Here is a 13,413-nt window from a genome sequence, read left to right as displayed (position 1 = left end):
GCGCGAATGTGTTCAAAGTGTCAATAGGCGGTCAGCCGCCCTTTGTGGTCCTGGCCAACAGCTGCTCAGCGGGCCACGTGTTGATCACTCGTTCCTCCGGAACGCCTGCCTCCAGCGCGCGCTCGCAGCCGTATCCGGAGAATTCCAGCTGCCCCGGTGCGTGCGCGTCGGTGTCGATGGAGAAGTCGCACCCGATGTTCAGCGCGAGGTCGAGCAGGCGTCGCGGCGGATCGCGGCGCTCCGGGCGAGAGTTGATCTCGACGGCGGTGTCCGAGTCGCGGCACGCCCGGAAGACCTCTGCCGCATCAAATCTCGATTCGCCTCGGGTACCCCGCTCACCCTCCACCAGCCGACCCGTACAGTGGCCCAGCACGTCGACACGCGGATTGGTGACGGCGGCGATCATGCGCCGGGTCATCGCGGCAGAGTCCATCGCAAGCTTGGAATGCACACTCGCCACAACGATGTCGAGTTGGTCGAGAAGCTCGGGGTCCTGATCCAGCGCGCCGTCGTCCAGGATGTCGACCTCAATACCGGTGAGGATTCGCATGGGCGCCACCTGCTCCCGCAGTCCATCGATGACCTTCAGCTGGGCGCGCAACCGCTCAGCTGACAAACCATTGGCAACGCGCAAGCGGGGCGAATGGTCAGTGAGCGCGCAGTATTCGTGGCCAAGCGCCTTGGCGGCGCTCATCATTTCTTCGATGGGCACCGAGCCGTCCGACCAGTTCGAATGCAGATGCAGGTCCCCCTTGAGTGCGGCGCGCATACTGCCACCGCCGGTGCTCTTAGCGTTGGCGCGCAGCTGTTCGAGAGTGCCGGGCACCTTGCCGGCCCAGGCCTCGGCGGCGACGGTCGCCGTCTTGGGCCCCAGGCCCGTCAGGCTCTTCCAGGTCTTGCTGGCGCCATGGCTCTCCCGCTCTTCGGGACTGAGCGCGGCGATAACGTCGGCGGCCTTCCGGTAGGCCATGACGCGGCGCGACTCCTCGCGAGCGAGTTCCTTGTAGTAGGCGATCTCACGCAGGGCTGCGACGGGGTCCATGTCCAGGACTCTAGGCGCGTATCGCCAGCTCCTCATCACGATTATCTGGCGGATAGTCCTCAATCTCCGCCGACAGCATGGCCAGCTCGTCCAGTTCGTCAAACTCTGTCGGCGCGCTCAGCCGCAGCCAGCTGACGGCGCCGATCATGAAGCACAAGAACGCCAATGGATACCAGCCGCTCATCAGCTGGCCTATCCAGAACGGTCGCAGGTCAAGGAAGTTCCAATACACCCCGCTGAAGTAGATCGTGGTGTGCCCGCGACCTGACCGGTGCAGGGTCCACATGAAGACCATGGCGAACAGACCCGCCGCACGCCAGGCCCAGCCGCTGGACCAGGGCCGCCCGGTGGTGCATGCCTTCGCGACGAGCCAAATGATCGCGGGGGCGAACCACACCCAGTGCGCGGCCCAGCTGAACGGTGACACCGCGCAACCGGTAAGTCCCACCAACACCACCGCCAAGAGCCGTTCTCCCCTGCGGTGCGCCCACACCGCGACGGCCATACCGGCAGCAAGTACCAAGAGGCTCAACACAATCCACAACCACTCCGGGCGCGCGTGCGGGAAGAAGTACCGGGCCAGGAATCCGTTGATCGACTGGTTCGCCAGGTGGTCAATCCGGCTGATGTGCGCGGTATCGCCTACATGACTCCAAAACCATGCGCTGTCGCGCGGCAACAGTGGCCAGGTCAGCGCCACGGTGGCGGCGAAGGTGGCCGTCGCGGTCACGGAGGCGCGCCATTGCCGGGTGAGCAGCAGGTAGGGCAGAAAAATCAGCGGGGTGAGCTTGATACCGGCGGCAAGACCGAGGCCGATCCCCTGCCACCGCCCCTGATTCGGTCGCACCAGATCCAGCAGCACCACCGCCATGAGCAGGACGTTGATCTGTCCCCACCAGAGGGTGGCCTGCACCGGCTCGACATCGATGACGATGGCCGCGAGCGCGGCACTCATCGCGGCGAGCCGGATGTCCGCGCGCACGCCGGCCAGACGCAGGATGCGCCATGCGATCACCGCCAACGCGCAGATGGACAACGCAAGCAGCAGCCACTTCGCGACGTCCAATGAGGCCCAGGCAAGCGGCGCCAGAACCAGCGTTGCGAAGGGCGGGTAGACGAACCAGGCCTGGTTCAGCGCCGGGGCCTGGTACAGCCTCTTGCCATCCCAGAGCCCGCGCACCGCGGCACGGTAGGTATCCAGGTCGTAGCCGTTTTCGGTCAGCCCAAAAAATCGCGTGTCGAAGGGGACGAGGCGGTTGTGTACCACCATGGCCAGGACAGCCACCGCCAACGCACCCAGAACGGCACCACGTGGCAGCCGCATCTCCCCACCCCACCTGTGCATCCGGCCGATTTTACGGCCGCGGCGGTTAGGACGCGGCGCCGATCGTGGCCTCGTCCTGCCACGAGGCCGCGACGTCGTTGAGGTCGAGACGCAGCGTTGCGGCCAGCTGTACGACGGCACCAAATGCGGGCGTCGGGAGCCGTCCGGTCTCAATCTTGCGCAGGGTCTCCGGGGAGATTCCCGACGCGCGAGCGACATCGTCGAGGGGGCGGTCACCGCGCGCAGCGCGCAGCAACCCACCCAGACGCTTACCCGCGGCGAGTTGCTCTGCGGTGAGCGGCTGACGAACCATGCCGCCGACTCTAGTCTTGGTATTTAAATACCAAAAGCCCTAAGGTGGTATTTAAATACCACCAGGAGGTACGCGTGATCGAGTTGAAATCGCCTGCGGAGATCGCGCGCATGCGGGTGACCGGCGGGTTCGTGGCCTCGGTGCTCTCCGAACTGTCGGCGATCGCGGCGCCCGGCGTCAATCTGCTCGACCTGGAGCACCGCGCCCGCGACATGGTCGCCACACGCGGCGCGGTGTCCTGCTACTGGGACTACTCCCCCTCCTTCGGGCGCGGACCGTTTCGCAATGTCATCTGCCTGTCGGTGAATGACGCAGTGCTGCACGGGCTTCCGCATGATTACGTGCTGGCTGATGGCGATCTGCTGAGCATGGACTTTGCGGTGAGCATCGACGGCTGGGTGGCCGACTCCGCGGTGAGCGTCGTCGTCGGCACCGCAGACCCCGAGGATGTGCGGCTCATCGACACCACCCGCGCCGCCCTGGATGCGGCCATCGCGGCTGCTCAACCGGGCAACCGGCTGGGCGACATCTCGGCGGCGGTGGCCACCGTGGCCGAGGGCGCCAAGTACCGAATCAACACAGACTTCGGCGGACACGGCCTGGGCCGCACCATGCACGAAGATCCCCATGTCCCGAACAAGGGGACGGCGGGACGGGGGTTGAAGCTGGAACCCGGCCTCACACTGGCGTTGGAGCCGTGGTTCGGGCGCGGAACCCATCGGCTCACCGTAGATCCGGATGGGTGGACTCTCCGCATGGCGGACGGCTCTCGGGGCGCGCATTCCGAGCACACCATCGCTATCACCGAGGACGGGCCGCAGGTACTGACGTTACGGGACTAGACGAGACCGACTACGGCGCATCATCCGCTACCGTCCCCACCCGGACTGGTTACAGGTCTATAACGATCTGGAACGACGGGCGTGTCCGCGATCCGACACGCTGCACTATCGCCGTGAGCAACGCTCAGTGGCTGAAGCGCATGGCCTCTTCGGGAGTGATGAGCCGCTCGTTCTTCGCGGGGAAACTGTGGCTTTTCATGGGATGACGGAGCAGTGACCAGGCAATTCGGCCAACCCATGTCTTCGTAACGGGCGTGTTGGGCACGAGAACATCTCCTGCGTCGGCAAGCTTTCAGAACCGGTCAGTAGCATAACGCAAATCCGGGCCTAGATCACGTGCCTCACCGGGGTGAGGCAAACATGTCGGCCGACACGGAGTGAAACTTTCCGGAGCTACCGATGCTGTCGGGCCTGGCAACAGCCCCGAGTGTCAGCGCTGCGGCGCGGCGGTCGGCTTGATCGGCGCGGGCAGCGCCGTCTCACCGGTCAGGTAGGTGTCCACCGCGGCGGCCGCGGAGCGCCCTTCGGCAATCGCCCACACAATCAGCGACTGGCCACGGCCCATGTCACCCGCCACGAACACGCCGTCAACGGACGTCGCGTACGCGCCATCGCGCGCCACGTTGCCACGCTCGGTGAGTTCCACTCCCAGGCTCTCCAGCAGGCCAGGCTTCTCCGGCCCCACGAATCCCATGGCGAGGAAGACGATGTCCGCCTCGAGCTCGAAGTCCGAGCCCTCGACCTTCTCGAACTTGCCGGCGTTGAAGACAACCTCATGGGCACGCAGACCGGTCACCTTGCCGTCTTCGCCAAGGAACCGCTCGGTGTTGACGGCGTAGATTCGCTCGCCGCCCTCTTCGTGGGCCGAGGCCACCCGGAACAGCGTCGGGTAGGTGGGCCACGGGTCGCGCTCGGACCGGATCTCCGGCGGTCTGGGCATGATCTCGAACTGCTGGATGCTCGCCGCACCCTGCCGGTGGGCGGTGCCCAGGCAGTCAGCCCCGGTATCGCCGCCGCCAATGATGATGACGCGCTTACCCTTTGCGGTGATGGGGGGCTGGCCGTTCTCGTCCAGCACGTCATCGCCCAGTTGCACCTTGTTGGCCCACGGCAGGTATTCCATGGCCTGGTAGATGCCCTCGAGCTCACGGCCCGGAACTGGCAGGTCGCGCCAGGCAGTCGCCCCGCCCGCGAGGACTACCGCATCGAAGTTCGAGCGGAGGTCCTCCGCTGTCACATCAACTCCGACGTTCACGCCGGCCTCGAAAACCGTGCCCTCGGCCCGCATCTGGTCCAGGCGCCGGTCGATGTGACGCTTTTCCATCTTGAACTCGGGAATGCCATATCGCAGCAGACCGCCGATGCGGTCGGCCCGCTCGTACACGGTGACATCGTGCCCGGCGCGGGTGAGCTGCTGGGCAGCGGCCAGTCCGGCCGGACCCGAGCCGACGACGGCAACCTTCTTGCCGGTCTTCACCTCGGACGGAATGGGCCTGACCCAGTCGTTCTCGAAGGCGTTGTCAATCAGCTCGACCTCGACCTGCTTGATGGTCACCGGATCCTGGTTGATGCCCAGCACGCACGATGCCTCACACGGCGCGGGGCAGAGCCGGCCGGTGAACTCGGGGAAGTTGTTGGTGGCGTGCAGCCGCTCGATGGCCTCACGCCAGTTCCCGCGGTACACCATGTCGTTCCACTCGGGAATCAAGTTGCCCAGCGGGCAGCCCTTGTGGCAGAACGGGATCCCGCAGTCCATGCAGCGCGACGCCTGTGTCTGCAGGGCCTTGTGCTCGAAGTCTTCGTAGACCTCTTTCCAGTCGAGCAACCGTAACGGCACAGGACGCCGCTTCGGCAGTTCGCGGGTGGTGTGGGTCAGAAAGCCGCTTGGGTCACCCACGAGCTGCCGCCATGATCGCTTCGTTCACATCGCCTCCGGTCAGCTCCGCGTCGGCGATAGCCTCGAGCACGCGACGGTAGTCGCGGGGCATCACCTTGACGAAGGAGTCGCTCTGGCCGCTCCAGTCGGCCAGAATGCGTTGTCCGACAGTAGAGTCGGTCGCCGCCACATGCTTTTCGATCAGACTGCGCAGCACCTGCTCATCGTCAGGGTCCAACGCATCCACATCGACCATCTCATCGTTGAGGTTGTCCACCAGCTGCTTGGCCGGGTCGTACACGTACGCCACACCACCCGACATACCCGCGGCGAAGTTACGCCCCGTCGGGCCGAGCACCACCACGGTGCCACCGGTCATGTACTCACACCCGTGATCGCCTACACCCTCGACGACAGCGGACGCACCCGAGTTACGCACCGCGAACCGCTCCCCCACCAGTCCGTTGAGGAAGGCCTCGCCGCTGGTGGCGCCGAACAAGATGACGTTTCCGCCGATGATGTTCTTCTCGGCCTCGAAGTCGGCCGGTGCCTCTCGCGAGGGCCGCACCGCGATGTGTCCTCCGGACAGGCCCTTGCCCACGTAGTCGTTGGCATCGCCGAACAACCGCAGCGTGATGCCTCGCGGGACGAACGCGCCGAAGCTGTTACCCGCCGAGCCGGTGAAGGTGATGTCGATGGTGTCGTCCGGGAGGCCCTCGCCGCCGTAGACCTTGGTGACCTCGTGACCAAGCATGGTGCCCACGGTCCGGTTGACGTTGGTGATCAGCGTCTCGAACTTCACCGGAGTACCGCGATCGAGCGCCTCCCGGCTCATCACGATCAGCTGCTGGTCCAGCGCCTTCTCCAGGCCGTGGTCCTGCGAACCGCTGCAGTACAGGTCCTGGTTCATGAATGCCGATTCCGGCTCCGTCAGCACCGGAGTCAGGTCGATCTTGCTGGCCTTCCAGTGCGCTATCGCCTTTTCGGTGTCCAGCGCGGCGACCTGGCCCACTGCCTCGTTGACGGTGCGGAAACCGAGCTCTGCCATCAACTCCCGAACTTCCTCGGCGATGAACAGGAAGAAGTTCTCCACGAACTCCGGCTTGCCGTTGAACCGCTCGCGCAGCACCGGATTCTGGGTGGCCACACCCACCGGGCAGGTGTCCAGGTGGCAGACACGCATCATGATGCAGCCCGAGACCACCAGGGGAGCCGTCGCGAAACCGAATTCTTCGCCGCCGAGCAGCATCGCGATCATGACGTCGCGGCCGGTCTTGAGCTGACCATCGACCTGCACGACGATGCGATCACGCAGACCGTTGAGCAACAGCGTCTGCTGTGTCTCGGCCAGCCCCAGCTCCCATGGCGCACCGGCATGTTTCATGGAGGTCAGCGGGGTGGCGCCCGTTCCGCCGTCATGTCCGGAGATGAGCACCACGTCGGCGTGGGCCTTCGAAACGCCCGTGGCGACAGTGCCCACACCGTTCTCCGACACCAGCTTCACGTGGATACGCGCCTGCGGGTTGGAGTTCTTCAGGTCGTGGATCAGCTGCGCCAGATCTTCGATCGAGTAGATGTCGTGGTGCGGCGGCGGGGAGATGAGTCCCACGCCAGGTGTCGAGTGCCGCACCTCGGCAACCCACGGGTACACCTTGTGCGCGGGCAGCTGACCGCCCTCACCTGGCTTGGCGCCCTGCGCCATCTTGATCTGGATATCGGTGCAGTTGCTCAGGTAGTGCGAGGTGACACCGAACCGGCCGGAGGCCACCTGCTTGACCGCACTGCGCCGCCAGTCGCCGTTCTCGTCGGGGGTGAACCGTCGCGGATCCTCGCCGCCCTCGCCGGAGTTCGACCGGCCGCCCAAGCGATTCATGGCGATTGCCAGGGTCTCGTGTGCCTCGGCGGAGATCGAGCCGAAGCTCATCGCACCAGTCGAGAAGCGCTTGACGATCTCGCTGGCGGGCTCCACCTCGTCGATGGAAATCGACGGACGCCCGCTGTCTTCGGGGGTCTTGAACTTCAGCAGACCGCGCAGGGAGGCCATCCGCTCGCTCTGGTCGTCGACCAGAGCGGTGTACTCCTTGAACACCGAGTACTGGCCGGTCCGGGTGGAGTGCTGCAGCTTGAAAACGGTGTCGGGGTTGAACAGGTGGTACTCACCCTCGCGGCGCCACTGATACTCGCCGCCGACCTCCAGTTCCCGGTGCGCCCATTCTTCGGGGCGCTCCAGGAAGGCCAGGTGGTGGCGCGAGGCGACATCGGCAGCGATCTCGTCCAGGCCAATACCGCCTGTGGGGCAAGACAGTCCGATGAAGTATTCGTTCAGAAGCTCCTGCGACAGGCCGATGGCCTGGAACAGCTGGGCACCCGTGTAGGAGGCCAGTGTGGAGATGCCCATCTTGGACATGACCTTGAGCACGCCCTTGCCCGCGGCCTTGATGTAGTTGCGGATCGCCTTGTCGCGCTCCACACCCGAGATCATGCCGCGGTCTATCAGGTCCTCGATGGACTCGAAAGCCATGTAGGGGTTGACGGCAGCCGCACCGAAACCGACCAGCGCCGCCACATGGTGGACCTCGCGGGCGTCCCCGGCCTCGACGACGAGCCCGACCTTGGTGCGGGACCGTTCACGCACGAGGTGGTGGTGCACCGCCGCAACAGCCAAAAGCGAAGGGATGGGCGCCATCTGGTCGTCCGACTCGCGGTCGGACAGGATGATGACCTGTGCGCCGTCGGCGATGGCGGCGGAAACCTCCGCACGCACCGACTCGAGCGCGGTCCGCAACCCGGCGCCCCCTTCGGCGACGGGGTACAGGCAGCGGATCACGCGGCTGGAGAATCCATGCGGCCGACCGTTGACCTGATCCAGCGGATCAAGGTGGATGAGCTTGTCCAGCTCGTCGTTGTGCAGCACCGGCTGCGGCAGCAGGATCTGGTGGCACGACTCAGCGGTCGGGTGCAGCAGATCGCCCTCGGGGCCGATCACACCGCCGAGACTGGTGACGACCTCCTCACGAATGGCATCCAGTGGCGGGTTGGTGACCTGCGCGAAAAGCTGCTGGAAGTAGTCGAACAACATCCGGGAACGGTTGGACAGCACCGCGATCGGGGTGTCGGTGCCCATCGACCCGAGGGCCTCGGCACCCGTGCGGGCCATCGGCGCGACCAGGAGGTTGATCTCCTCGTAGGTGTATCCAAATACCTGCTGGCGCAACACGATCCGGTCGTGCGGCATGTGCTGGTGCGGCCGGTCAGGCAGCTGCTCCATGCGCACCAGACCTTCATCGATCCACTGCTGGTACGGCTCTGCCGCGGCGAGCTCCGCCTTGACCTCTTCATCAGAGACGATGCGGCCCTGGGTGGTGTCCACCAGGAACATGCGGCCGGGCTGCAGGCGGGTGCGCTGCACCACGGTGGACGGGTCCAGATCGAGCACGCCCGCCTCGGAGGCCATCACGACGAGTCCGTCGGTGGTCACCCAAACACGGCCCGGCCGTAAGCCGTTGCGATCGAGCACGGCGCCCACGATGGTGCCGTCGGTAAAGCAGACCGAGGCCGGCCCGTCCCAGGGCTCCATGAGAGAGGCGTGGTACTCGTAGAAGGCGCGCCGCTGCGGGTCCATGGACTCATGCCGTTCCCACGCCTCGGGAATCATCATCAGCACCGCATGGTGCAAGGGGCGGCCACCCAGGTGCAGCAGCTCCAGTGCCTCGTCGAACCGCGCCGTGTCCGAGGCACCGCGCGTACAGATAGGGAAGATCTTGTCGAGCTGAGCGGGATCACCGAAAACGTCGGTCTTGATGAGCGCCTCGCGGGCCCGCATCCAGTTCTCGTTGCCTGCGACAGTGTTGATCTCACCGTTGTGTGCCACCCGGCGGTAGGGATGGGCGAGCGGCCAGGATGGGAAGGTGTTGGTGGAGAACCGCGAGTGCACGATGCCCAGTGCGCTCTCGACCCGCTCGTCCTGTAGATCGAGGTAGAACGCCCGCAGCTGCGGCGTGGTCAGCATGCCCTTGTACACAAAGGTGCGACCGGAAAGGCTTGGGAAATAGACGGTTTCCTCACCGAGGCTGCCCCGGCCGGAACCCTGGTTACCCAGCTCGTGCTCGATGCGCTTGCGCACCACGTAGACGCGCCGTTCCAGATCGATGCCCGAGGCACCAGAGATGAACAGCTGCCGGAAGGTCGGCATGGCGTCGCGGGCGAGGGCACCCAGCGATGAGTCGTCGTGAGGAACCTCACGCCAACCCAGAACGGTCAAACCTTCTGCCTCGACGATCTTCTCGACGGCTTCGCACGCGGCGGCGGCGTCCTTGGACCCCTGGGGCAGAAAGGCGATTCCGGAGGCATAGCTGCCCTCGGCGGGCAACTCGAACTCCACAACGGCACGGAAGAACTTGTCCGGGATCTGCAGCATGATTCCGGCGCCGTCACCGCTGTTCGGCTCGGCTCCCGCGGCACCACGGTGCTCCAAGTTCAGCAGTGCGGTGATGGCCTTGTCCACGATGTCGCGGCTGCGCCGGCCGTGCATATCCACGACCATGGCGACACCGCACGCATCGTGCTCGTAGGCCGGGTTATAGAGCCCGGTCGCGGGGTGTGGCATGGCTGCTCGTCTCGTCTCCAGGGCCTAGCCAAGCGCATCACTTGGATGCGCCCGTCAATGCCCTCCTCGAAGGTGCCTCACAGACCTTCACCAGGGGTGGTGACGAAGGCCCGTTGGCCCTTGTCCGTAGCGTCCTTCTCGGCCGTCTGCTGGGTGTGCTCGCGGTGACGATGAGGCACCCACCGGACACCTTTGACCAGCGGATCTCGTGCCCCGACGCGACAAGTAATCAAAACGATATGTCAGGAACCCCGGTAGACGCCAACTCGGGTGGTTAGATGGCGCGACACCTCGCAGCGTCATTCTCTCAACGCGTAGGTCAACGCCCGTTTCCACGACAAACGCTGGTGAACCCCGTATTGAACATCACGCCTTTTTCTGTGCACCCGCAGTGATTTACAATCTCCTCCATCACGTAAGCGCAGTGGTGCGCAGGATTCGGAGGATGCATGACATCCGGCAGTGCCCAGCGCAACAGCCTGGTGGTGGTGACCGGTGGCGGAAGCGGCATCGGCCGCGAAACGGCACTGGCCTTTGCCCGCCAGAGCGCCCGCGTCGTCGTCGCCGATATCAACCTCGACACCGCCAATGAGACGGTCGGGCTCGTCGAAAAGCTGGGCGGCACCGCCTACCCCTACGCCCTGGACGTCGCCGACGAGAGCGCCGTCACCGCCTTCGCCGACGAGGTGTGCAGTGCCCACGGCGTGCCGGATGTCCTGATCAACAATGCCGGCATCGGCCAGGCCGGCCGATTCTTCGACACCCCGTCCGCGGACTTCCAGCGAGTGCTCAACATCAACTTGGGCGGAGTCGTCTACGGCTGCCGCGCCTTCGGGCCACGGATGGCCGAGCGCAAGAGCGGCCATATCGTCAACATCTCCAGTGCCGCCGCGTACACGCCGATCCCCGAGATGGGCGCCTACGCAACCAGCAAGGCGGCTGTGTTCATGTTCTCCGACGTGCTGCGTGGCGAGCTCGGCCGCGACAAGGTCAAGGTGAGCACCATCTGCCCGGGCATCGTCAACACGAACATCATTCGTACCACGCAGTTTTCGGGCCTGTCGTCCGAAGACGAAGCGCATCGTCAGCGGCAGGGCGCTGGGCTGTACGCCAAGCGCGGATACGGCCCCGAGAAGGTCGCCAGGGAGATCGTCAACGCCGTCACCAAGGGCAAGTCGGTCGTCCCGGTAACCCCGGAAGCACATGTGCAGTACCACCTCAGCCGCCTGGCCCCAGCGCTGAACCGGTTCTTCTGGGGCAACCTTGGCAACAAGCTCAACAAATAGGAGGACATCATGGCGCGCAATACAACTGAGGCCACTGGCCTGCACGTCGTACCGACCGAGCCCGGCGAGGTCGTACTGCGGCCGCGCAATGTCCAGTTCGACACGAGCCACACCCCGCTGCACTGGATTCCCAATGAGCCCATCGTCTCGCACTTCATTTCTGCCTTCAATCTGCTTCTGCCGGAAGGGGAACGGGCCTTCGTAGACACCTTCACCCGTGCGCTGCCGTACGTGAAGGACGACAAGATCCGGGAAGCGATGATCGGATTCATGGGTCAGGAGGCCGTGCACGCCGAGACCCACAGCAAGGTGCTGGGCGACTTCCTGGAGAAGAACGGCATCAACGTCGCGCCCGCGATCACCCAGATCGAATACATCACCCACATGCTGGAGCGCACCAACGAGCTGCGCAGCGAGAAGCTCCGCTACCGGGTGATGGTGGAGAAGCTGGCCCTCATCGCGGGTATCGAACACTTCACCGCCGTGCTGGGCGACTGGGTGCTGAACCACCCCTTCGAGAAGTTCAATGCCGACGCGGAGATGGTGGACCTGTTCCGCTGGCACGGCGCCGAGGAGGTCGAGCACCGCAGCGTCGCATACGACGTCGCCCGGTACTTCCAGATCCGTCGCGGGCACATGATGCTGACCTTCGTGCTGGCCACCCTGCTGCTCGTCGGAGTGATGCTGCGTTACACCAAGTTCTTGGTGCGGCAGGACCCGTCGCTGCCCAACTACGGCGTCTTCGGTGTGCTGCGGCAGATGAACAAGGCCATGAAGCGGGGAGCGTTCCTGCGGTGGCGTGAGCTGGCCAAGTCGGCGATGGAGTTCATGCGTCCGGGCTTCTCCCCCGACCAGGTGGGCAGCACGGCACAGGCGGTGGCATACCTGAGTACGTCACCCGCCGCGAAGGCCGCGGCCGGCTACTGATGTTCGATCGCTTTCGCCGCACGCCGCAGCCCACCCCCCAGCGCAAGCGGCCCTCGCTGCCGCCCACGCTGTACGGCACTCTGCCGGTTTCACCCACCATCGCGCTCGGCACCGCGCTGTTCCCGATCGCGGTCCGGGCCATCGGCGCCCTGCTGATTCTCAAGAAGCCACCCGAGAATCACGTCGACCGGACGCTGACGCTGGTCGTGAAGGACCGCTGGATCGAGGCCAAGGACCAGGACGTGGCCAGCCTTGTCCTGGCCGCGCCCGACGGGGAGCGACTCCCACCCTGGCATCCCGGTGCCCACCTGGACCTGCTGCTGCCTTCGGGCAGGATGCGGCAGTACTCGCTGTGCGGTGACGTCTCGGATCCCTTCCACTACCGCATCGCCGTGCGTCGTATCCCCGAAGGCGGCGGTGGCTCCATCGAGGTGCACGACGTATTGAACGTCGGGTCGACGGTATCCATCTTGGGACCACGCAATGCGTTCCCGCTGGCCATGACCCAGCCCGGGCCGCGCAAGCTGCACTTCGTAGCCGGCGGCATCGGCATCACGCCAATCTTGTCGATGATCGCCTTCGCCGAGCAGCTGGGTAAGCCATGGACCATGGTGTACACCGGCCGGAACCGCGATTCGCTCCCGTTCCTCAACGAGCTCAAGCGATTCGGCGATCGCGTGATCGTGCGAACCGACGATCAGTCAGGCCTGCCCACCGCCGACGACCTGCTGCCCGAGGTGGGCGAGAACGACGCGGTGTACTGCTGTGGTCCCGCTCCGATGCTTGCCGTCCTGCAGCGACGCCTGCTCGAAATGCCCTCGGTGGAGCTGCATTTCGAGCGATTTGCCGCCGCACCTGTGGTGGACGGTCATCCGTTCGAGGTGCAGCTGGGCCCCGGCGGGCCGGTGCTCGAGGTGCCCGCCGATCGCACGGCGTTGGACGTCATCAAGAAACAGCTGCCGCATGTGGCGTATTCATGCCAGCAGGGTTTCTGCGGCACCTGCCGGGTGAACGTGCTCGCGGGCACCGTCGATCATCGGGACCAGATCCTGACCGAATCCCAGCGTGACGAGGGGCAGATCCTGACCTGCGTGTCCCGCGGTGAGGGTCGTCTGGTGCTGGACCTGCCCGCCGAGTAACACCTCTGCACCGAGACCGAGGTTGTGGCGAATGTGTGCGAGACCTATACGCCATAAC

At 65.2% G+C, this 13,413-nt stretch carries 9 protein-coding genes; 4 read left to right on the top strand and 5 right to left on the bottom strand.

Going from position 1 to position 13,413, the window contains the following annotated elements; all coding sequences use genetic code 11:
* Positions 1 to 31 precede the first annotated feature (31 nt).
* The 3 genes from B4394_RS13535 to B4394_RS13525 are packed head-to-tail and all read right to left on the bottom strand — an operon-like array spanning position 32 to position 2,679.
* Entirely contained in the window at positions 32 to 1,042 is a 1,011-nt protein-coding gene (locus B4394_RS13535) for a PHP domain-containing protein (RefSeq protein WP_078315311.1), read from the bottom strand.
* 10 nt (positions 1,043 to 1,052) lie between these two features.
* Positions 1,053 to 2,387 carry a glycosyltransferase 87 family protein gene (locus tag B4394_RS13530; RefSeq protein ID WP_078315310.1) on the bottom strand — a complete coding sequence of 445 codons (1,335 nt, stop codon included), beginning with the start codon at positions 2,385 to 2,387 and terminating at the stop codon, positions 1,053 to 1,055.
* Between the two features lie 25 nt (positions 2,388 to 2,412).
* On the bottom strand, positions 2,413 to 2,679 hold the full coding sequence (locus tag B4394_RS13525) for a helix-turn-helix domain-containing protein (protein WP_078311413.1): 267 nt from the start codon (positions 2,677 to 2,679) through the stop codon (positions 2,413 to 2,415).
* 74 nt (positions 2,680 to 2,753) lie between these two features.
* Between B4394_RS13525 and map the strand changes: the two genes are divergently transcribed.
* Positions 2,754 to 3,521 carry a type I methionyl aminopeptidase gene (map, locus tag B4394_RS13520; RefSeq protein ID WP_078315309.1) on the top strand — a complete coding sequence of 256 codons (768 nt, stop codon included), beginning with the start codon at positions 2,754 to 2,756 and terminating at the stop codon, positions 3,519 to 3,521.
* A gap of 430 nt (positions 3,522 to 3,951) precedes the next feature.
* On the opposite strand, the gene B4394_RS13515 is transcribed toward map, so the two are convergent.
* A complete protein-coding gene (locus B4394_RS13515; protein ID WP_078311415.1) occupies positions 3,952 to 5,418 on the bottom strand; it encodes a glutamate synthase subunit beta in 1,467 nt (488 codons plus the stop codon).
* Entirely contained in the window at positions 5,411 to 10,003 is a 4,593-nt protein-coding gene (gltB, locus tag B4394_RS13510) for a glutamate synthase large subunit (protein ID WP_078315308.1), read from the bottom strand. The genes B4394_RS13515 and gltB overlap by 8 nt, the downstream gene beginning before the upstream one ends.
* 449 nt (positions 10,004 to 10,452) lie before the next feature.
* Between gltB and B4394_RS13500 the strand changes: the two genes are divergently transcribed.
* The 3 genes from B4394_RS13500 to B4394_RS13490 are packed head-to-tail and all read left to right on the top strand — an operon-like array spanning position 10,453 to position 13,355.
* Complete coding sequence (locus B4394_RS13500; RefSeq protein WP_078311418.1) at positions 10,453 to 11,289, top strand: SDR family NAD(P)-dependent oxidoreductase; 837 nt, start codon at positions 10,453 to 10,455, stop codon at positions 11,287 to 11,289.
* A gap of 9 nt (positions 11,290 to 11,298) precedes the next feature.
* The gene (locus B4394_RS13495) at positions 11,299 to 12,216 is read left to right on the top strand and encodes a metal-dependent hydrolase (RefSeq protein WP_078311419.1); all 918 of its coding nucleotides are present in this window, start codon (positions 11,299 to 11,301) and stop codon (positions 12,214 to 12,216) included.
* Entirely contained in the window at positions 12,216 to 13,355 is a 1,140-nt protein-coding gene (locus tag B4394_RS13490) for a PDR/VanB family oxidoreductase (RefSeq protein ID WP_078315307.1), read from the top strand. Before B4394_RS13495 ends, B4394_RS13490 begins: the two co-directional genes overlap by 1 nt.
* Positions 13,356 to 13,413: the final 58 nt, after the last annotated feature.

Source organism: Mycobacterium sp. D16Q16 (assembly GCF_002013745.1).
Lineage (GTDB): Bacteria > Actinomycetota > Actinomycetes > Mycobacteriales > Mycobacteriaceae > Mycobacterium.
Note: the sequence above shows the minus strand (reverse complement) of the source record. Positions and strands in the feature narration are given on the sequence as shown.

Excerpts from the sequence above, each read along its gene's own strand:
- B4394_RS13535 (WP_078315311.1), bottom strand. The coding sequence starts at position 1,042 with ATGGACCCCGTCGCAGCCCTGCGTGAGATCGCCTACTACAAGGAACTC.
- B4394_RS13530 (WP_078315310.1), bottom strand. The coding sequence starts at position 2,387 with ATGCACAGGTGGGGTGGGGAGATGCGGCTGCCACGTGGTGCCGTTCTG.
- B4394_RS13525 (WP_078311413.1), bottom strand. The coding sequence starts at position 2,679 with ATGGTTCGTCAGCCGCTCACCGCAGAGCAACTCGCCGCGGGTAAGCGT.
- gltB (WP_078315308.1), bottom strand. The coding sequence starts at position 10,003 with ATGCCACACCCCGCGACCGGGCTCTATAACCCGGCCTACGAGCACGAT.
- B4394_RS13500 (WP_078311418.1), top strand. The coding sequence starts at position 10,453 with ATGACATCCGGCAGTGCCCAGCGCAACAGCCTGGTGGTGGTGACCGGT.
- B4394_RS13495 (WP_078311419.1), top strand. The coding sequence starts at position 11,299 with ATGGCGCGCAATACAACTGAGGCCACTGGCCTGCACGTCGTACCGACC.
- B4394_RS13490 (WP_078315307.1), top strand. The coding sequence starts at position 12,216 with ATGTTCGATCGCTTTCGCCGCACGCCGCAGCCCACCCCCCAGCGCAAG.